A 21,379-nucleotide genomic window follows, 5' to 3' on the forward strand; every position below is an offset into this window, starting at 1 on the left:
ACCTAAAACATCAATCCATCTTCTTCTTGTTGTTTTAATATATCATTTCTGCTTGCTTTTGGTAAAGGTGATTTATCTGTATAAAACCAAGTTTTACCATCAATTACTCTTTTTTCAACGCCTTTTGGTATATCAAAAGTTCTTTTAATATTTGGATTTTCTGCTAAATATTTTTGCATAAAATATCTAAATACAGGAGCAGCCGTTCTAGCACCACCTTCATAATATTTCATAGGCTTATTATTATCATTACCATACCAAGTTATTACTTGAATACTAGGCGCAAAACCTACAAACCAAGCATCTATACTTTTATTTGATGTCCCTGTTTTTCCAGCTACTTCAAGTCCTGCAATTCTTGCTGCACCACCAGTTCCGGCTGCGACAACATTTTTCATCATATCAATCATTAAATAAGCTTGTTCAGGTTTTACAAATTCTTCTGCTTCTTTGGTTTTTAACTCAATTTCATTACCAAATTTATCAGTAACTTTTGTAATCAATCTAATAGGTTGTTTTGTTCCATAATTTGAAATAATGCTATAAAGTTCAGCGTAATTATAAGGACTAACCCCAAAAGAACCTAATCCTATTGATAAATCTTGTGGAACATTTGTAAAACCGAATTTAGTAATTGTTTGATGAACAAAACTAAGGCTAGTATCAAGTAATAAGTTAATTGTAGCTAGGTTTCTACTTTTTGTAAGTGCTTCTTTAAGAGTGATTAAACCATTAAAATCTTTTCCATAATTTTTAGGCTTCCAAATCATTTTCTTACCCTGTGCATCACGAGTTTCAAATACTCTTGCAATATCAGCAATCTCGCTAGCAGGTGAATAGCCAAGATTTAAAGCTGTAAGGTATACAAATGGCTTAAAGCTTGAACCCACTTGACGATTACTCATAGTAGCACGATTAAAATTACTTTTATAATAATCAACCCCACCAACTAAAGCTAAAATATCCCCGCTACTAGGCTCTGTAACTATCATAGCTCCATTGATTTGGTTTAAATCTATATCTTTATCTCTTTTGATAAGTTCATCATATCCAAACTTAATAGCTTCTTCAGCTATTTTTTGAGTATTCAAATCAACACTAAGTTCAACTCTATAACCACCTGTTTTAATGTCTTCAATTCCCATAGCTTGTAATTGTCTAATAGCTTCATCTATTACATAAGGAGCTTTATTTTGAGTTAAACTCTCATCATAAACAATTGGCTTTAAAGCTACATTTTGTTTATACTCAGCTTCACTAATCCAGCCTAAATCATACATTCTTTTTAAAACCGCATTAGCTCTTGAAAGCGATAAATCAATTCTTTTTGTAGGATCATATGTGCTAGGAGCTTTTGGTAAGCCAACTAACATAGCCATTTCTTTAAGGCTAAGTTCGTTTAATTCCTTATGAAAATACCCAGCAGCAGCTGTTTTAATCCCATAATATCCATGCCCTAAAAATATAAAGTTTAAATATCTTTCTAATATTTGTTCTTTTGTTAGATTTTTTTCAATTTCATAACTAATTATTGCTTCATTTATTTTTCTTTTAATGCTTTTTTCATTTGTTAAATAATGATTTTTCACAAGTTGTTGAGTAAGAGTTGAAGCACCTTCTGCTAAGCGACCTTTTTGAATATCTTTGATAATTGCTCTAAAAATAGCATCAATATTAATTCCTTCGTGTTCAAAAAAACTCGTATCTTCAATAGCAATTAATGCTTCAATTAGTCTTGGTGGAATTTCTTCAAATCTAGCATAAGCTCTATTTTCGTTAAAAACATTTGCAAGTAAAGTGCCATTTCTATCATAAAATTGAGTTGTAAGGTCTAAATCAAATTCCTTATAATCAATATCTTTATTTTCAACAACATTTAAAAAATATCCTAAAACAACACAGCCTAAAATTCCACAAACAGCTATAAAATAAATAATGTATTTCAAAAAATCTCCTTAAATCATAGTGCTAATGAGTAAAGCAAATAGCACACCAATACAAGAAATCAAAATATTTAACGGGATAAAATAATAAACAATTAAAGCTATTTTTTCATTACAAACCAATAATTTATTTTCTTTTTCTTTCTCACATAAAATAAATTGATAATAAATATATAATAAATTTAAAGTGGCAAAAGCATAAAGCGACCATTGCGTAGATGCTAAAGTATTAAACAATGGGTCAGAACTATTATTAATCATTACATATATAGCACTAAAAGCCATAACAGCCATTAAAACAAAAAACGCATAAAGCTGCTTTTTTAATATCCTTAGTGCTTTTTGTAAATTCTCTTCATCTTCACATAAATAAAAACCAGCATTTGCTCTAATGCCTAAATGAAGACCAATAAAGCAAATACCGGCTAATAAATGTATATAAGGTAAAACTAAGCTATCAAGCCCTAGCATATTACCTTCTTGATTTCATCTTTTGCTAAAGCTAAAGCTTCGTTGATTTTACTAATATCTTTTGCACCAGCAGTAGCAAAATCATCTCTACCGCCGCCATTTCCGCCTAAAAATTGAGCTACAATCTTAGCTAAATTTCCTGCTTTAACGCTAGTATTTTTTGAGCCAACCGCAATGCTTACTTTATCGTCTTTGCAAGCGATTAAAACAATGACAGCTTTATCAAATTTATTTTTAAACTCATCTATACTAGCTTTAATATCAAGCCCGTTATATTCACTAACGCAAACATTAATGCCGTTAATAATCTCACTATTTAAATTATTAGCACCATTTTTTAAAGCGTCTTTTAGTTCTTTTATTTCATTTTTTAAATTCTCAAAACTCTTTAAAATATCATTTGTTTTTAGACTTTTTTTGATATTTTCAAATTCCGCAATCAAATTCCTTGAGTATTCTTTAGCAGCCTTACTTGCTATTGCTTCAATTCTTCTAACACCAGCACTTACTCCGCTTTCTTTTAATATTATAAAATCGCCAATTACTGAAGTATTGCTAACATGAGTTCCACCACAAAGCTCAATACTATCTCCTAAAGTTAATACCCTTACTTTATCGCCATATTTTGTATCAAAAAGCGCCATTGCACCACATTTTTTTGCACTTTCAATATCAGTTATTTGAATATTTGAATTTGTAGCTTTATAAATCATATCATTTACAATATCACTAATTTGCTTTAGCTCATCTTCGTTTAATGCACGGGTAAAATTAAAATCAAATCTAATTCTATTAAAATCTACAAATGAACCTGCTTGAGTTGCATTTTCTCCTAAAACCTTTCTTAACGCATAATGAAGCAAGTGAGTAGCACTATGATGTCTTGCGATTTCTGCTCTTCTTTCGGTATCAATTTTGATTAATAATTCATCATTTACATTAAAATCACCTACAATTTCAACTAAAGCTAAATTAATATCAAAAAATTTCTCAACTTCAATCACATTTGCAACTAATTTATCATTTTTATAAATACTACCTAAATCGTAATTTTGCCCACCACTTGTTGCATAAAGTGGAGTTTTATCAAACATTAGCCAAGCTTTTTTGCTTTTAATTCCAATTTTAAATTCTTCATCTAAAGCAGCTAATAATTTTGCTTTAATTTCAGTATTTTCATATCCAACGAACTCATTTACACCAAATTTATCTAATAATTCTTTAAAATCTCCGTGAGTTGCTTTATCCCCACTACCTTTCCAATTTGCTTTAGCTAATTCTCTTTGCTTAGCCATTAGTTCATTGAATTTGTCTTCATCAATTTTAAGATTTTTTTCTCTTAACATATCAAGAGTTAAATCAAGTGGAAAGCCATAAGTATCATATAATTTAAACGCAACTTCTCCACTAAAAACATTTTTAGTATTTTTAAGCTCTTCATTAAAAATACTCATTCCATTTTCAATAGTATTTAAAAATCTCTCTTCTTCGCTTAATAATTGCTCTTTTACAAAAGATTTTTTCTCATTTAAATATGTATAATGCTCTCCCATTAATTCACAAACAATATCTACTAATTTATACATAAATGCACTTTTAAATCCTAGTAAATATCCGTGTCTTAAAGCTCTTCTTACGATACGGCGTAAAACATATCCACGCCCTTCTTTGTCAAATGTTACGCCTTGAGCTAGTAAGAATGTAGCTGAACGAATATGATCAGCAATTACTCTAAAGCTAGCACCACTTTTATATTCATATTTTAAGTTTGCTAAACTTGCGATTTTTTCAATTATTGGCATAAATAATGAGCTATCAAAATTGCTAAATTTACCTTCTTTAATAGCACTTACACGCTCAAGCCCCATACCTGTATCAATGCTAGGTTTTGGTAGTTTTGTCATAGTTCCATCAGGGTGTTTTTCAAACTGCATAAAAACTAAATTCCAAATCTCAAGGAATCTATCTCCATCTCCACCCATATAATCTTCATCACTTTTAAAATTTTCTTCACCTTGGTCGTAAAAAATCTCACTACAAGGACCACATGGGCCAGTATCACCCATTTGCCAGAAATTATCTTTATCTCCAAATTTATAAATGCGTTCTTTTGCAATGTGTTTTTGCCACATATTATAAGCTTCATCATCGTTTTCATGAACGGTTACATAAAGCCTATCTTTAGGTAATTTTATAACCTCAGTTACAAATTCCCAAGCATACGCTATAGCTTGTTCTTTAAAATAATCACCAAAAGAGAAATTTCCTAACATTTCAAAAAATGTATGATGCCTTGCAGTATAACCAACATTATCTAAGTCATTGTGCTTTCCACCTGCACGAATACAAGTTTGACAGCTTGTTTTTCTAGGTGGATTTGGGCGTGGCACTTCACCTGTAAAAATACTCTTAAAAGGAACCATTCCTGCATTTGCAAAAAGCAAAGTCGCATCATCAGGCACAAGTGGGCTTGATGGGGTAATTTCATGACCTTTACTAGCAAAAAACTCTAAAAATTCTTTTCTTATATCCATTTTTATATCCTTGAAAATTTTTTAAATCATATCAAAAAGGTTTTAAACTAAAGATAATAAAGCTCTAATTTTTAGAGCTTTAATTTAGTTAGCATATCATCATAAGCTTTTTTTGTTCCTTGTCTTACTGGCTGTATTATTGAGCCTATTATTATAAATACTGAAGCTAGTAAAAATCCTGGTATTATTGAATAAAGTTCAAATATACCTTCTTTTGCAATATTAAAATAATCAATATGCTCCCACAAAATCACTCCTAAAGCACCAAAACTCATACCTAAAATCGCACCTAATCTACTCATATTTTTCCAAAATAAAGAAAAAATTATCACACTACCAAAAGAAGCACCAAAACCAGCCCAAGCATATCCAACAATATCAATAATACTAGTATTTTTATCAGCAGAAATTATAAAAGCAACAATAGCAACAACCAAAACACTAAGTCTTGAAACTCTCATTACTATCTTAGCAGGAGCTCCTTTATTAAAAATTTTTCTATAAAAATCTTCTGCTAAAGTTGAGCTAGATACTAATAATTGCGAACTTGCCGTACTCATAATCGCTGCTAAAATCGCACTTAATAAAATTCCAGAAATCCAAGGATTAAATAATAATTGGCTAGTTACTATAAAAATTCTATCCTTATCTAATAAGTCTATATTAAACTTATACAAATAAGCAATACCAATAAATCCTATTAAAATAGCTCCAATTAAACTAATTACCATCCAAGAAATACCTACAAAAGTAGCAATTGGAATGTCTTTTGTGCTTTTTATAGATATAAACCTTACTATTATGTGTGGCTGACCAAAATACCCAAGTCCCCAAGCTAAAGAACTAATTATCCCTACTAAAGTTAGATTTTTACTCATAGAAATATAATCTTTTTGACTTTCTTCTCCAAGCTTAATTATTATATTAATAGCTTCGCTAAATCCGCCTATTTCATTAATCATAACCAATGGAACAATAATTAAAGCTCCCATCATCAATAAGCCTTGTATCAAATCAGTCCAACAAACTGCCTTATATCCGCCAACGAAAGTATAAACAACTATTAATATAGTTCCTGTAATTACTGCTTGTTCGTATTTAACTGAAAATAATTCTTCAAAAAGCTTTCCACCAGCTACTAAACCACTAGATATATAAATAGTAAAAAATATTAAAATCACAATAGCACAAATTATTCTTAAGGTATGACTATCATCGCTAAATCTAGTCTCAAAATAATCAGGAATAGTTATACAATCTTTTCTAACATCAGTATAAATTCTAAGCCTTTTAGCAACAAACATCCAATTAATTAAAGCACCAACACTAAGCCCTATTGCTATATAAGTTTTACCTAAGCCATATAATAAAACAGCCCCTGGTAATCCCATAAGAAGCCAACCACTCATATCAGACGCTCCAGCACTAAGTGCTGATACTATAGGACCCATACCTTTATCGCCTATAAAATAATCTTCTGAAGTTTTATTTTTCTTCCAAAAATAAAACCCAATTCCTAGCATTAATACGCTATAGAATACAAAATCTAAAATTATTGGCAAACTAATTTGCACCTTTTCTAATTCATTCATTTTTATCCTTTTATATAGACTAACTTTTAAAACTCTAGCACCTAAATTCCAATAATAATAAAATACTATAAAATAAGATTATTTAATAATTCAAATATTTTATTAATAAATAGATTTATTACTAGCTATAGTTTTTGAGTATTTGCTACTTGTTTATAAATAAAAGCTTTTAAATATCCTATTTTATCACATTCAATATCATTTTAAATAATTTTTATAAATTTATATTTTAAAAAAGCTTATTATAAAGATTACAATAAAGCCTTAAATAATTATGTATTAAATGAAAGCAAATACAATTAGCCTTTTATTTTTTAAGGATAATCAATGTTAGCATTCTGTGATTTAAAATCTCAATATTTAAAATACAAAAACGAAATAGATGAAAGAATTCAAAATATATTAAATAATACAAGTTTTATCGGTGGTAATGAAGTTGCTTTGCTTGAAAGTAATCTAGCAAATTATACAAAAGCAAAATACGCATATTCTTGCTCAAACGGAACTACGGCTTTATATGTAGCATTAAAAGCTTTAGGGATTAAAGAAGGTGATGAGATAATTACAACTCCTTTTACTTTCATTGCAAGTTCTGAAATGATAGCTTTAATTAAAGCTAAACCTGTTTTTGTTGATATAAGCGAAGTAGATTATAACCTTGATATAAGCAAAATTGAAAGCCTAATTACACCTAAGACTAAGGCTATTTTGGCAGTTTCAATTTTTGGTCAAATGCCTGATTTAAATTCCATAAAAAATATATGTAAAAAACATAATTTATACTTGATTGAAGATGCAGCTCAAAGCTTTGGTGCAAAAGATGATTTAGGCAATATCTCTTGTAATATTGCCGATATTAGCACGACAAGTTTTTTCCCTTCAAAACCACTTGGGTGTTATGGAGATGGTGGGGCTATCTTTACAAATAGCGATGAATTAGCAAAAAAAGTAAAATTACTTATAAATCACGGAAGCGAAATGAGATATAAACACGAAATAATAGGCTTAAATGCAAGACTTGATAGCATACAAGCTGCAGTTTTAAATGTAAAATTAAAATATTTTGATGAAGAAATTGCTAAAAGAAACGAAATTGCTAACATTTATACAAAAAACCTTAAAAACTGCATTACACCTAAGGTAAAACCAGGATATAAGAGCGTTTGGGCTCAATATAGCGTAAGGGTTAAAAATAGAGATTTAGTAGTAAAAAAACTAAGTGAAAACAATATCCCAACCGCAATTCATTATCCAATAGCACTATATTCGCAACCTTGCTTTAAATATTTAGATTATAAAGCAAGTGATTTTAAAGTATGCGAAAATGTAACAAATGAGATTTTATCTTTGCCATTTTCTGCATTTTTAGATACACTAGACCAAGAAAAAATCATTGAAATTTTTAATAAAGGAGAATAAATGAGAAGATTAGACCAAGTAGGTTCATTCTTAAGACCAGCTAAATTAAAAGCTGCAAGAAGTGATTATGCAAACGCAAAAATCAGTAAAGACGAATTAAGAGCTATTGAAGATGAGTGCATAAAAGAACTACTCATTGAGTGTGATAAAAACAATGTTTATTATCTAAGTGATGGAGAATTTAGACGCTCTTGGTGGCATTTAGATTTTTATTGGGGATTTAGTGGAATTAGCAAAATTATTAAAGAAAAAGGCTATGTTTTTAAAGGTATAGAAACAAGAGCTGAAGGTATTAAAATAACTAATAAAATAGAATGTAAAGACCATCCTTTCTTAAAAGATTTTGCAAGTTTAGTAAACATTGCAAAAGAATTAGGCATTGATACAAATCGCTTAAAATTAACAATTCCTAGCCCATCAATGCTTTTATATATGTTATTTATCCGTGGTGGATTTAATGTAGAATTTGAATACTACGGAAAAGATTATGCAAAATTAAAAGAAGATATTTTAAAAGCCTATGCTGATTTTTATTTAGAATTTGAAAAATTAGGCGGAGTTTATTTACAACTTGATGATGTTAGCTTTGGCTCGTTTTGTGATGAAGATTTTAGAGCAAATCTAATCAAAAACAACTATAACGCCGATGATTGCACTAAAGAATATGTAGAGTATTTAAACAAAAGCCTAGCAACTATGCCAAAAACAATCACAAGTGCAATACATATATGTAGGGGTAATTATAGAAGCCATTTTAGTGCTAGTGGTGGATATAGCAAAGTTGCTAGCGAATTATTTGCAAATCTTAATATAAATAAATTCTTTTTAGAATTTGATGATGATAGGTCAGGAGATTTTGAACCATTAAAATATATTAAAAATCAAATAGTAGTAATTGGACTTTTAACTACTAAAACTAAGGAAAATCCAAGTATTCAAACTCTAATTAAAAGAGCAAAAGAAGCAGCTAATTTCTTAGATACAAAACAAATTGAGTTTAGCACCCAATGTGGTTTTAGCTCTACAGAAGAAGGTAATGAAATTGATATGAATACTCAATGGGAAAAAATCGCACTTTTAAATGAATTAAATAATACTTTAGATAAAGAAGGCTTTTAATGAATATAGCATTAATAGGTCTTGGTGTAATGGGTAAAAACCACTACACCGAACTTTGTAAAAAGGATATAAATTTATATTGCTTTGATTTAATTAAGCCTGATTGGATTGATGATGATAAGTATTTTTCTAATTTAGATGAATTGTTAAAAAATTATATTGATGGAGCGATAATAGTTGTGCCGACTAAATATCATTATGAAGTATTTTCTAAGATTAAAGATAAAATCAATTTTATTCTAATAGAAAAACCATTATCATTTAGCCTTGATGAAGCTTTAGCTATTAAAAATAGTGGAGTGAATGTAGCAGTTGGCTTTTGTGAGAGATTTAATCCTGTAAGCCTTGAGTTTTTAAAACATATCAAAAACGAAGAAATAAAATATGCAAGTTTTATAAGAGCATCTAAAAAACCAGCTAGAATTAGTGATGTTGGGGTTGATTTAGACCTTTGTGTGCATGATTTGGATTTAGCAAATTTCTTTGGGATAAAGGCTAGTTTTAAAATAAATCGCACAAATAATCCTTGCACACAAATTAAACTAAATTCTAATAATCTTGATATTTTAGCTTCTTGGGAATTTAATAGCAGGATTAGAAAAGCCTTTATAAATACAAATGTATCAAGCTATGAATTAGACTTTTTAAACTCAAAATTAATTAAAGATGAAACTACAATAACACTTCAAGCTCATTCAAGCTTAGCAAAAGAGCAAGATGAATTTATTAATTATATCAAGACAAATGATTTAGGGCTTTTAGCAAGTGTTGATGATGCTATTTATACTCAAGAAATTCTAAAGAATTTGAATTAAGATATTAAAAATACCGACTTAAAACAAATTAATTAATCAATCCTTTAAAATAATTGCTAGAATAAAGCTTTTATTTAAAGGAGAGTAGATGAACAAGATTTTAGTTTTAGATGGAGTTAGCGATTTAGCTACTAAAATTTTAGAAAAAGATTGCAAAGTAAGCGAATATCCTAAAATTAGCGAAGAAGAATTGCTAAAAATAATTGGTGATTATGATGCAGTTATTTTAAGAAGTGCTACAAAAATTACAGAAAAAGTATTAGAACACGCTCATAGATTAAAAGTAATTGGTAGAGCTGGAGTTGGTGTTGATAATATAGATATAAAAGCAGCTACAAAAAAAGGAATAATAGTAGTAAATGCACCAAATGGTAATACAAACGCAGCTACAGAACATACTTTTGCACTAATGTTAAGCCTTGCTAGAATGATACCTAACGCACATGCTAGCGTAGTAAATGGTATTTGGGATAGAAAAAGCTTTTTAGGACTTGAATTAAAAGATAAAACTTTAGGGGTTTTAGGTTTAGGTAGAATTGGTGCTGGTGTTGCTAGTAGAGCGCAAGCATTTGGTATGAAAGTAATTGCGTATGACCCATATCTTAGCAACGAAAGAGCTATTCATTTACAAGTTAAAAAATGTGAATTAGATGAAGTTTATGCTGAAGCTGATTTTATTACATTACACCTTCCATTAACAGATGAAACAAAAGAAATGATAAATAAAAATAGCATAGCTAAAATGAAAAAAGGTGTAAGAATTATAAATGCAGCAAGGGGTGAATGTATTAATCTTGATGATTTAACAAATGCTTTAAAAAATAAAGATATTGCAGGGGCTGCTCTTGATGTTTTTGCTAATGAGCCATTAGGAAACCACGAGATTACAACTTTAAAAAATGTGGTTTTAACACCGCATTTAGGTGCGTCTACAATAGAAGCTCAAGAAGGAGTTGCAGTTGATGTGGCAATTGCTATTAAAGAAGCGTTAAATGGTCAAATGGTTGCTAGTGCTTTAAATGCTGTGCCAGTTAGTCCTGAAATGCTAAATAAAATTAAGCCTTATTTTAATCTAGTAAAAGCATTAGGATTTATTGCATGTGAAGTTAGCAATTCAGCAATTAAACAAGTTTTCATTGAGTATTCAAATGCCTTTAAAGAGCTTGATACTAGAGCTTTAAGCCAAGTAATGTTATGTGGATTATTAAATTCTATATTGCAAGAAAAAGTAAATATGGTTAATGCACCAATTCTAGCTCAAAATAGAGGAATAAGCTTAATTGAGCAAAAAAGTGATGAAGTAAATAATCAAATAAAAGTAAAAATAGTAAGCGAATTAGGTGAGCACGAAATAAGAGGAGCTTTAATGAGCGATAAGAGTGCTTATGTTAGTGGTATTGATGAATATGATATTAAATTTGAACCAAGTGGAGTATTATTGTTAGTGCCACACGATAATGTGCCTGGTATGATAGGACAAATTGGAACTATTTTAGGCGAAGCAGGAATAAATATTTTAAGTATGCAAGTTAGCAAAACAAATACAAGTGGTGAAAACATAATGGCAATTAGCATTAATAAAAAACCATTAAAAACAGATTATAAAAAACTTTGTGAATTAGCTGGAGTTCATGGAGTTAAGATAATTGATTGCAGTGAGATTTGCGATGATTAATCTAATACTACTTAGACACGGGCAAACTAATTGGAATAAAGAAGGTAGATATCAAGGTCAAATTGATACTGATTTAAGTGATTTAGGCAAGGAGCAAGCTAAGAAATTAGCCCTTGCTTTAAAAAATATACAAATTGATTTTTTTATAGCAAGTCCTTTAAAAAGAGCTTATGAAACAGCTTGTGAAAGTGCTAAATTTCACAATAAAGAAGTTTTAAAAGATGAAAGATTATTAGAGATAAATCACGGAACTTGGGAAGGTAGATTATCAAGTGAAATAGAACAAGATTTATTAAAAAAATGGAAGCAAACCCCACATTTAGTAAAAATGCCTAATGGAGAAAGCTTAGAAGATATTTTAAATAGAGTAAAACTTGCAATAAACGATTATATTACAAAATATGATGGAAAAACAATTGCAGTTTTCGCTCACGATGCAGTAAATAAGGTAATCATTTCTCATTTATTAAATGCACCACTTAGCTCATTTTGGAACATTACTCAAGATAATACCTGCATTAATGTCCTTGAAATATCTAATGATTTAGCAAAAATAATAACCTTAAATAACACCAATCATTTAGGATATTTATATTCTAAAGAAATTCAATTAGGTTTATAATACTTATTTAAATTCTTATTTTGATTTTTACAAAATAAGAATTTAAAATCATTGCTTTACTTAGTAATTAATCTTTAAAAATTATATAAATTTGTATAATATGAAAACCATAAAATACAGCTTCAATTTGCTTTAAAATATTCTTACAAGATATATTAATCTAAAGTAGAATTTGTTGTAATGTCAATATTATTTAGCATATTATTTTTGCTATTTTACTTATATTCAGGTATTACCCACGCTAGAATAATCATTTTTACCTTGTTTTAAAATCTTATAATAAATATTATCTATTTAAATTTTAAAAGTAAAAAATTTTATAAAGCTATTTTTTATTTTATTACCAAATAACATATAAAATATTTATATGAAAAATAAAGAATTTAAATTAGGATAAAAGATGAATTTTAGACATATGCAACTATTTTTAAAAGTAGCAAAATTGCAAAGCTTTACAAAGGCTGCAAATGAGCTTAAAATACCGCAACCATCATTATCTCAAAGTATTTTTGCATTAGAAAATGAGCTAAAAACCACGCTTTTTAATAGAAGCACAAATCCAATATCTTTAACCGAAGCAGGAGAAATATATTTAAAAAAAGCAAATCTAATAAAAGATATGATAGCAGAGCTTGATACTGAAATTTCAGCACTAAACAATGCCAAAACTGGCAAAATTCGTATAGCATTCTTACAAAATGGCTATAATATGATTCCAAATCTCTTGCCACAATTTTGCAAGCGTTTTAGCGACGCTAGTATTAAAATTTCTCAAATCTTTTCAACGCTTAAAATCAAACAAATGATTTATGATGATGAAATTGACCTTGGAATGCTAGTGTTACCGCTTGATATAAAATATTTAAAATATGAAATAATAAAAAGCAGCAATGTTTTTCTAGCACTACCATCTTTACACGAATTATCTTTAAAATATAAAAATAAAGAATTGCCAGAAATATCAATCAAAGAACTAAAAAATGAGAAATTTATTCTGCCAAAATCTTCTCAAAGAAGTAGATTAGATATTGATTTAATGTTTAAAAACAATGAATTTATTCCTAAAATTTTATGCGAAACTGAGACTTTTGATATTGCAAATTCAATAGTAGCAAGTGGTGTTGGTGCTACTTTTACTATTAGCGAATTAATAAAAGATGATAAAAAAGATAAAATAAAATTATTCAATATAAAAGATAATAATTTAATTAAAACATTAGTTATAGCTTATAAAAAAGATAAAAAACTCTCACATTTAGAGCTTGAGTTTATAAAAATGGCAAAAGAATTAGGGGCTTAGCCCCTAAAATTATGATAATTTTGTAGCATCAATTATATTTAAATCAAGTCCTAATTGCTCGTTGCTAAGACCAAGTGCTAATCCTACTAATTGAGAAAGATGAATTATTGGCTTTCTAATTTCAGAACCCATTGCATCTTGATAGCGTTCTTGGTAAATATCAAGCTGCATTTGGCAAAGCGGACAAGGTGTAACAACGCAATCAGCACCATTTTTATCAGCACTACCAACAATTTGAGATGACATTTTTTGCACCGATTTTACTGCTGGATAACTAGCGTGAAAACCACAACAATCTAAGCGTTTTTCAAATGGAACTATTGTCGCACCAAGTGCACTAACTACAGCTTCAAAGCTTTTTGGATTAGTTGAACTTTCTTTTGCGTTATATGATTTTTCAGGGCGAATACTATGACAACCATAAAATAAAGCTACTTTTAGATTTGAAAGTGGCTTAACAACTTTTGATTTTAAGGTATCTAAATTCTCATACAAAATCCATAAAAGGCTTGTTATTTCATTATTTCCTTGATATTTCATATTACCTTTTGCTAAATATTCATTTATGCGGTCTTTTGCACCTTTATCTAAAGCAGTTTTTGCACGAGTTAAAGTTAGCATACAAGTGCTACAGGTTGTTAGCATTGGCATATTCATATTCTCAGCTAATGCTATATTTCTAGCATTTGCTACAAGTGCTGCTATTGGGTCTACATCTTGTGCTTGAGATGCACCACAGCAACTCCAACCCTTAATCTCGTGTAAAGTTATACCTAGTATTGGAGCTATTGCTTCTAATGACATTTTTGATTCTTTAGCTGCTTGACTTAAAACACAGCCAGGGAAAAAAGCGAAATCTTTTTGTTGCATAACTTACTCCTTATTAGCAGCTCTAGCTGCTTCAATCATTTTTACTAAATCTTCATGACCTTCAATTTCTTCATCACCAAAAATATGTAATGGATTCATCTTACCTGCTTTCATTAGATTGTATGCAATATCTATTTTTGTAGTATTTGCTAAAACACCTTCAGAGCGAAGTGCTAAATAAATCTCATTTAATCTACCTGTATCTTCTAAGTCCTTTAAGAATGCTTCTGCGTGAGCTGGTCCTGTGCCATCTTTTAAACCTTTTTTCATAGCCATTACTCTTAGCATTGCTATATCATCAGCAGCACTAATTCCTTTAGGACAGCGGTCAGCACACTCTTGACAATGAACGCACATCCAAAGACCATTTGCAATAGATGGTTTTAAGTGTTTTAAAGCATCTTTTGAGCGTGAATCATAAGCAGCACGAAATGCGTGAGTAAATACAAATGGTTCCATATAATCACTTGAATCAGCTTCAAGTTTATTACATTCACTAGCACAACAACCACATAAAATACAATCCCATTGTTTTTTAATAGCATCAACTTCAGCTTGAGTTTGCACGCAACCTTTTTTATCAGAAAAGGCTTCTTTTGGTGTTATAGTTGGTTTTATTTTTCTTAAATTCTCAATGCTTGGCTCCCAATCTACAACTAAATCCGAAAGAACTTTAAAATTTGCCAAAGGAGAGATTTTTAAGCTTTCAGGATTGTCATATTCTTTTAATAAATCATCCATTTTAGTATCACAAGCAAGGTATGAATGCCCATTCACACGCACACCACAAGCACCACAAATTGCCATACGACAAGCCGAAGTAAAATTTAGTGAAATATCTTGAGTGCGTTTTATATGTTGTAATAAGGCTAAAAGCGTTTTTCCTTTTACTTCATCTATACTTAAATCATATGCTTGAACAAATTTATCAACTCCATTAAAGCGGTCAATTAAAATTTTCATTAGTATTTCCTTTCTTCAGGTTTAAATTCTGTAATAACTACATCTTTATAACTAAGGCTTAATTTGTCATCTTTTAAAGTAACAAGGCTATGTTTTAAGAAATTCTCATCATCTCTTGTTGGATAATCTTCTCTAGTATGAGCCCCACGGCTTTCTTTTCTATTTAATGCACCAAGACAAGCACATCTTGCTAAAAGAATGAGATTTCCAAATTCTAAATACTCAATTAAAGCAGTGTTATAGAACATATTTGGATTTGAAATTTTAAGATTATTATATTTAGCCCAAATCTCATCTAGGATTTTTATATGTTTTTCAAGCTTTTCACCTGTTCTATAAATTCCCATATTATCCCAGTTATATTGTCCAAATTCTTCTCTTAAATCATAAAGCTCGTTAGGTTTTGAATTGCCACTTGTTATATCTTTTAGCTTAATTCTCCATTTTTGAGCTAATTCTTCAGCGTGTTTGCCAGAGCCATAATTTTGTCTTTTACTTGCATACTCACCTGCACCCTCACCTGCAAGTTTGCCTGTAACTGCCGCATCAGCTAAGCTATTTCCACCTAGACGATTTGCTCCGTGAATTGAAGCACAACTTGTCTCACCTGCAGCAAAAAGTCCTGCTAAATGAGTACTCATATCATCAAATTTTGCAATTTCTATACCACCCATTGAATAGTGTGCTGTTGGACGAATTTTAATTGGTTCTTTTACTAAATCTATACCTTCAAATAAAAGTCCAATATGACGAATTTGTGGTAATTCATTCATAATTTGCTCTTCACCTAAATGCGTAACATCTAAAAGAACATAAGAGCCCATTCCCTCTCCAAATCCATTGCCTAAACGAATTTCACTTTCAATTGAACGAGAAACAATATCTCTTGGAGCAAGCTCAAGACGATTTGAGTATTTACTCATAAAGCGTTCGCCTTTATTATTAATTAATTTTCCACCAAGACCTCTTGCCGCTTCAGTAATTAATGCACCACCATTTCTAACTCCTGTTGGGTGAAATTGAAGCATTTCAGGGTCTTTAAACGCAAGTCCAGCTCTAAGTGCTGCAGCAATTCCATCTCCACTAGCATTAAATGGGGTTGAAGTGCGGTTATAAAACACACGAGTATAACCACCTGTTGCTAGAACCACTGATTTTGCTAATACAGGCACTACATCTCCTGTTTGCATATTTAAAAGAACTACACCTTCGCACTCATTATTATCAATCGCAATATCAAGTAAGTAATGGTCAAGCAAGAAATTAACACCATTTGTAATGGCTTCATCAAGACAGGTGTGCATCATAATAGAACCTGTTTTATCGGCTGCATAATTACAGCGTTCATATTTTGCACCACCAGCAAAACGCCTTGCAACCGTTTTATCTTGTTGTCTATTAAAAGGCATTCCTGCATAATCAAGTTCGTGAATTGCTTCAGTTGCTTTTTCAGCAAATTTAATAATTACATCTTGATCGCCTAAAAAATCACTACCTTTAACAGTATCATACGCGTGTAATTTGTTTGAGTCACCATTTTCAAAATCAATCACACCATTAATCCCACCTTCAGCCATACAGGTTGCATTTCGTGATGGCATACCTTTATTAACTACTACAACATTTAAATTTGGATGATTTTTTCTAACCGCAACAGCAGCTCTAAGACCAGCACCACCAGAGCCGATAACTAAAACATCTACGCTTGGTAGTGAGGTATTTTTACCACTTTTTTTAAGCTCACTTGCCATAATTGATACAGGGCTTGTGCTAGCTGCTACTGCACCAACACCAATAGTAGCTGATTTTATGAAATCTCGCCTATTGAATTTTTCTTCATTCATATAAAACTCCTTTAAATAAGAATTTTGGTATTAATCTTTATTTTTTTCTTAAAATAAAAAATTAATAGCAAAATATTATTCTAAATTACATTATAAGTCAAATATTATTTTTTTTATAATCTCATAAGATAAAAATTATAATATATAAAAAATCACGATTTTATGGTATTTTGAATTAGAGAATTTGTAATAAAATTAATATAAAAAATAAAATATCATCAATATTTATTAGTAATAAACTTATAAAAAGTTTCTTTTTTAGTATTTTAATAATTAATAATATTTCACATTGCTTATAAATCTATAGTATAAATTTACTAATATTTTAAATATTTAATTTGCCTTTATTTACGCTAATTTTAAATATATACTATTAAGCTTTAAATAGGCAAATTAACACCATTTAAGTAATTACTTTAATTTATAATAATTAGATGATATTTTTATATATTCTTAAAAAATAATTTTAATTTTTGAGTATAAAACTATGAAAGTGTTTTAATGCTTTTATAAGCGTCAATAATGTTTCTTATTTCTTCATAAAAAGATTAATATGATTAATAGTTCACTAGTTATTAAAAAATTATATTAATGTTTTAAATTCTATTTGAGTAATAAAATAATCAAGCCCTAAAAAGGGCTTGAGATTATTCAGAAACGCTATAATCAGCTGCTGCTAAACGCTTTAATTGTCTATAGCGTCTTTGCGCATCTGCTTTGTTGCGAGCATATAGTTCTGCTGCTTCTTTTGGATTTCCTTTTTTTAGTGAGTTATAACGAACTTCTGCCATTAAGAACTCTTCATATAAATTCCAATCAGGTTCTTTTGAAGCAATTTTTAATGGATTTTTACCCTCTGCTTCTAATCTTGGATCAAATGTGTAAATTGGCCAATAACCACACTTAGTTGCGATTTCTGCGTGATCACCACTAGCACCCATTCCACCTTTAATTCCGTGAGCTATACAAGGGCTATAGCAAATGATTAAGCTTGGTCCATCGTAAGCTTCTGCTGCGATTAGTGCTTTAATAAAATGAGCATAATTTGCATTTGAATTTACTTGAGCTACGAAAATATTTCCATAAGTCATAGCAATTTGTCCTAAGTCTTTTTTCTGACTTGGCTTACCACTTGCAGCAAATTGTGCTACTGCACCTGTTCTAGTTGATTTTGAAGCTTGTCCGCCTGTATTTGAATAAACTTCAGTATCCATTACTAATACATTCACATCTTCTCCACTAGCTAAAACATGGTCAAGCCCACCATAACCAATATCATAAGCCCAGCCATCACCACCAAAAATCCATTGAGATTTTTTAGCTACATAGCTTTTTAGACCTAAAATTTCTTTAGCACCTTCAAGCTCTGCGTGTTGTTCTAATAATGGAATTAGTCTATCTCTAACATCTGCTGTTATATCAGCATTTTTCTTATTAGCCAACCATTCGCCATAAAGAGCTGCAATTGCATTTGGAGCTTTATCTTTCGTATTAATCATAATATCTTCAATTCTATGGCGAATTGTCTCGGTAGCAACTCTCATACCCATACCAAACTCAGCATTGTCTTCAAATAATGAGTTACCCCAAGCAGGTCCAAAACCTTTATCATTTTTGCGATATGGAGTAGAAGGTGCTGAACCACCATAAATTGAGCTACAACCTGTTGCATTCGCAATCATCATTCTCTCACCAAACATTCTAGTAACTAATGTAATATATGGAGTTTCACCACAACCTGGACATGCCCCGTGGAATTCAAATAATGGTTGTGCAAATTGAGCACCTTTTGTAGTATCTTTTGCTATAAAATTATCTTTATAAGTAACTTTATGGAATAAGTAATCAGCATTATCTTGTTCGCCTTTTTCTAGCTCTTCTTCAAGTGGAACCATAACAAGTGATTTTTCTTTACTTGGACATTCAGTTACACATAACTCGCAACCTGTACAATCTAATGTTGAAACTTGAATTTTAAATTTAAGACTTTCGCCTTTTACACCTTTAGCATCGATTGAATGCTCTTTCACGCCTACTGGAGCATTTGCCATTTCTTCATCATTAATTAAGAATGGGCGTATTACCGCATGTGGGCAAACTGATGCACATTGGTTACATTGAATACAATTTGCTTCAATCCATTTAGGAACCATAACACCAACACCACGCTTTTCATATTGTGTAGTTCCATGCTCAAAACTACCATCTTCATATCCAATAAATGCTGACACTGGTAAATCATCACCCTTTGCAGCGTTCATAGGTTTAACTATATTTTCAACAAAAGCAGTTCCTATGTATTTATCATCAGCTTTTTTCTCATCTATTACTAAATTAGCCCAAGCTGGATCAACAGTAACTTTTACTAAACCTTGTGCTCCAATATCAATAGCTTTATAGTTCATCTCAACTACTGCTTCGCCCTTTTTAACATAGCTTTTATATGCAAATTCTTTCATATATTTTTGAGCATCTTCATAATCAATAATTTTTGCTAATTTAAAGAATGCACTTTGCATAATTGTATTTGTTCTATTACCTAGTCCTATATCACGAGCAAGTTTTGTAGCATTTATGATATAAAAATTCACATTTTTTTCAGCTAGAACTTTTTTAACTTTATTAGGAATTTTTTCAATTGTAGTTTGTTCGTCCCAAATTGAGTTTAGTAAGAAAGTTCCATTTTCTCTAATACCTGCTAAAACATCATAAATATCTAAATATGCAGCAACACTACAAGCAATAAAATGTGGGGTACTTACTAAATAAGTTGAAGTTATTGGCTTTTTAGAAAATCTTAAATGGCTTCTTGTATATCCACCTGATTTTTTACTATCATAAGCAAAATATGCTTGTGCATATAAATCAGTTTTATCCCCAATAATTTTAATTGAGTTTTTATTTGCACCTACCGTTCCATCAGCACCAAGTCCGTAGAATAAACATTCAGTTGTACTTTCATCTCCTAATGAAATCTTTTTGCCTAGTGGTAATGAAAGATGAGTTACATCATCATTAATTCCAATTGTAAAATTATTTTTTGGTTTTTCTTGATTTAAATTCTCATATACTGCAAGTAATTGTGCAGGGTCAACATCTTTTGAACTAAGACCATATCTACCACCTACAATTAAAGGCGCATTTTCTTTATCATAATATGCAGCTTTTATATCAAGATATAAAGGCTCGCCTATACTACCTGGTTCTTTTGTTCTGTCTAAAACTGCAATCTTTTTAACTGATTTTGGCATTTCTTCAAAGAAATATTTTAAGCTAAATGGTCTATATAAATGAACCATCATAACACCAACTTTTTCGCCTTTTTTGTTTAGATAATCAACCACTTCAGTTAAAGCTTCATTTACACTACCCATAGCAACAATTACACGAGTAGCATCAGCAGCACCATAATATACAAATGGTTTATAAGTTCTACCTGTAACTTTTGAAATCTCTTTCATATAATCAGCTACTACATCAGGTAAAGCATCATAAAATTTATTAGCTAACTCACGAGTTTGAAAATATATATCATCGTTTTGCGCTGTTCCACGAGTTTTTGGATGTTCAGGATTTAAACAGGTATCACGGAATGCTTGAACTGCATCCATATCAATTAATCTTTTAAATACTTCATAGTCCATTACTTCAATTTTTTGAATTTCATGAGATGTTCTAAATCCATCAAAGAAATGCATAAATGGAACTCTTCCTTTAATAGCACTAAGATGAGCAACACCAGCTAAATCCATAGCTTGTTGAACGCTATTTGAACATAGCATTGCAAAACCTGTTTGACGAGCTGCGTAAATATCTTGATGATCACCAAAAATTGATAAAGCTTGAGCAGCAATTGCACGAGCAGCAACATGTATAACACCAGGAAGCATTTGACCTGCGATTTTATACATATTTGGGATTTTAAGTAATAAACCTTGAGAAGCTGTATAAGTTGTAGTTAATGCACCAGCTTGTAACGAACCATGAACGCTACCAGCAGCACCTGCTTCACTTTGCATTTCAACAATTTTTACAGGCATTCCAAAAATATTTTTCTTTCCTTGAGAAGCCCAAATATCTGTATAATCAGCCATAGGTGAACTTGGAGTAATAGGATAAATTCCTGCCACTTCTGTGAACGCATAGGCAGCATATGCAGCGGCTTCGTTACCATCCATTGTTTTCATAACTTTTGCCATAATTTTTTCCTTT

At 30.4% G+C, this 21,379-nt stretch carries 14 protein-coding genes; 6 read left to right on the plus strand and 8 right to left on the minus strand.

Annotated elements, in window-relative coordinates; translation table 11 throughout:
* Positions 1–2: 2 nt before the first annotated feature.
* From KJR01_RS03320 to putP, 4 genes are all read right to left on the minus strand, one after another.
* Complete coding sequence (locus KJR01_RS03320; protein ID WP_214117110.1) at positions 3–1,946, minus strand: PBP1A family penicillin-binding protein; 1,944 nt, start codon at positions 1,944–1,946, stop codon at positions 3–5.
* A gap of 9 nt (positions 1,947–1,955) precedes the next feature.
* A complete protein-coding gene (locus tag KJR01_RS03325; protein ID WP_214117112.1) occupies positions 1,956–2,414 on the minus strand; it encodes a hypothetical protein in 459 nt (152 codons plus the stop codon).
* Complete coding sequence (gene alaS / locus KJR01_RS03330; protein ID WP_214117115.1) at positions 2,408–4,948, minus strand: alanine--tRNA ligase; 2,541 nt, start codon at positions 4,946–4,948, stop codon at positions 2,408–2,410. The genes KJR01_RS03325 and alaS overlap by 7 nt, the downstream gene beginning before the upstream one ends.
* Before the next feature lie 71 nt (positions 4,949–5,019).
* Complete coding sequence (putP, locus tag KJR01_RS03335) at positions 5,020–6,540, minus strand: sodium/proline symporter PutP (RefSeq protein ID WP_214117121.1); 1,521 nt, start codon at positions 6,538–6,540, stop codon at positions 5,020–5,022.
* 327 nt (positions 6,541–6,867) lie between these two features.
* Between putP and KJR01_RS03340 the strand changes: the two genes are divergently transcribed.
* The 6 genes from KJR01_RS03340 to KJR01_RS03365 all read left to right on the plus strand — a co-directional run bounded on the left by KJR01_RS03340 (position 6,868) and on the right by KJR01_RS03365 (position 13,490).
* Entirely contained in the window at positions 6,868–7,959 is a 1,092-nt protein-coding gene (locus KJR01_RS03340; protein ID WP_214117124.1) for a DegT/DnrJ/EryC1/StrS family aminotransferase, read from the plus strand.
* The gene (locus KJR01_RS03345) at positions 7,960–9,078 is read left to right on the plus strand and encodes a 5-methyltetrahydropteroyltriglutamate--homocysteine S-methyltransferase (protein WP_214117126.1); all 1,119 of its coding nucleotides are present in this window, start codon (positions 7,960–7,962) and stop codon (positions 9,076–9,078) included.
* Positions 9,078–9,893, plus strand: a complete 816-nt coding sequence (locus KJR01_RS03350) for a Gfo/Idh/MocA family protein (RefSeq protein WP_214117128.1) — start codon at positions 9,078–9,080, stop codon at positions 9,891–9,893. Before KJR01_RS03345 ends, KJR01_RS03350 begins: the two co-directional genes overlap by 1 nt.
* Before the next feature lie 88 nt (positions 9,894–9,981).
* Entirely contained in the window at positions 9,982–11,568 is a 1,587-nt protein-coding gene (gene serA, locus KJR01_RS03355) for a phosphoglycerate dehydrogenase (protein ID WP_214117130.1), read from the plus strand.
* A complete protein-coding gene (locus KJR01_RS03360) occupies positions 11,549–12,190 on the plus strand; it encodes a histidine phosphatase family protein (RefSeq protein WP_214142703.1) in 642 nt (213 codons plus the stop codon). The genes serA and KJR01_RS03360 overlap by 20 nt, the downstream gene beginning before the upstream one ends.
* Before the next feature lie 400 nt (positions 12,191–12,590).
* Entirely contained in the window at positions 12,591–13,490 is a 900-nt protein-coding gene (locus tag KJR01_RS03365; protein ID WP_214117135.1) for a LysR family transcriptional regulator, read from the plus strand.
* Positions 13,491–13,499: 9 nt separating this feature from the next.
* Here the strand turns inward: KJR01_RS03365 and sdhE are convergent, their stop codons facing one another.
* The 4 genes from sdhE to nifJ form a co-directional block, all read right to left on the minus strand.
* Complete coding sequence (gene sdhE, locus KJR01_RS03370; RefSeq protein WP_214117138.1) at positions 13,500–14,360, minus strand: 8-methylmenaquinol:fumarate reductase membrane anchor subunit; 861 nt, start codon at positions 14,358–14,360, stop codon at positions 13,500–13,502.
* A 3-nt stretch (positions 14,361–14,363) separates the two neighbouring features.
* Positions 14,364–15,323 carry an 8-methylmenaquinol:fumarate reductase iron-sulfur subunit gene (gene sdhB, locus KJR01_RS03375; protein WP_214117140.1) on the minus strand — a complete coding sequence of 320 codons (960 nt, stop codon included), beginning with the start codon at positions 15,321–15,323 and terminating at the stop codon, positions 14,364–14,366.
* Positions 15,323–17,167 carry an 8-methylmenaquinol:fumarate reductase flavoprotein subunit gene (gene sdhA / locus KJR01_RS03380; RefSeq protein WP_214117143.1) on the minus strand — a complete coding sequence of 615 codons (1,845 nt, stop codon included), beginning with the start codon at positions 17,165–17,167 and terminating at the stop codon, positions 15,323–15,325. The genes sdhB and sdhA overlap by 1 nt, the downstream gene beginning before the upstream one ends.
* 647 nt (positions 17,168–17,814) lie before the next feature.
* The gene (nifJ, locus tag KJR01_RS03385) at positions 17,815–21,366 is read right to left on the minus strand and encodes a pyruvate:ferredoxin (flavodoxin) oxidoreductase (RefSeq protein ID WP_214117146.1); all 3,552 of its coding nucleotides are present in this window, start codon (positions 21,364–21,366) and stop codon (positions 17,815–17,817) included.
* Positions 21,367–21,379: the final 13 nt, after the last annotated feature.

It is taken from the genome of Campylobacter sp. 2018MI10 (genome assembly GCF_018501175.1).
Classification (GTDB): Bacteria; Campylobacterota; Campylobacteria; order Campylobacterales; family Campylobacteraceae; genus Campylobacter_E.

Excerpts from the sequence above, each read along its gene's own strand:
- putP (WP_214117121.1), bottom strand. The coding sequence starts at position 6,540 with ATGAATGAATTAGAAAAGGTGCAAATTAGTTTGCCAATAATTTTAGAT.
- KJR01_RS03345 (WP_214117126.1), top strand. The coding sequence starts at position 7,960 with ATGAGAAGATTAGACCAAGTAGGTTCATTCTTAAGACCAGCTAAATTA.
- KJR01_RS03325 (WP_214117112.1), bottom strand. The coding sequence starts at position 2,414 with ATGCTAGGGCTTGATAGCTTAGTTTTACCTTATATACATTTATTAGCC.
- KJR01_RS03365 (WP_214117135.1), top strand. The coding sequence starts at position 12,591 with ATGAATTTTAGACATATGCAACTATTTTTAAAAGTAGCAAAATTGCAA.
- KJR01_RS03340 (WP_214117124.1), top strand. The coding sequence starts at position 6,868 with ATGTTAGCATTCTGTGATTTAAAATCTCAATATTTAAAATACAAAAAC.
- nifJ (WP_214117146.1), bottom strand. The coding sequence starts at position 21,366 with ATGGCAAAAGTTATGAAAACAATGGATGGTAACGAAGCCGCTGCATAT.
- alaS (WP_214117115.1), bottom strand. The coding sequence starts at position 4,948 with ATGGATATAAGAAAAGAATTTTTAGAGTTTTTTGCTAGTAAAGGTCAT.
- sdhE (WP_214117138.1), bottom strand. The coding sequence starts at position 14,360 with ATGCAACAAAAAGATTTCGCTTTTTTCCCTGGCTGTGTTTTAAGTCAA.
- sdhA (WP_214117143.1), bottom strand. The coding sequence starts at position 17,167 with ATGAATGAAGAAAAATTCAATAGGCGAGATTTCATAAAATCAGCTACT.
- serA (WP_214117130.1), top strand. The coding sequence starts at position 9,982 with ATGAACAAGATTTTAGTTTTAGATGGAGTTAGCGATTTAGCTACTAAA.
- sdhB (WP_214117140.1), bottom strand. The coding sequence starts at position 15,323 with ATGAAAATTTTAATTGACCGCTTTAATGGAGTTGATAAATTTGTTCAA.
- KJR01_RS03350 (WP_214117128.1), top strand. The coding sequence starts at position 9,078 with ATGAATATAGCATTAATAGGTCTTGGTGTAATGGGTAAAAACCACTAC.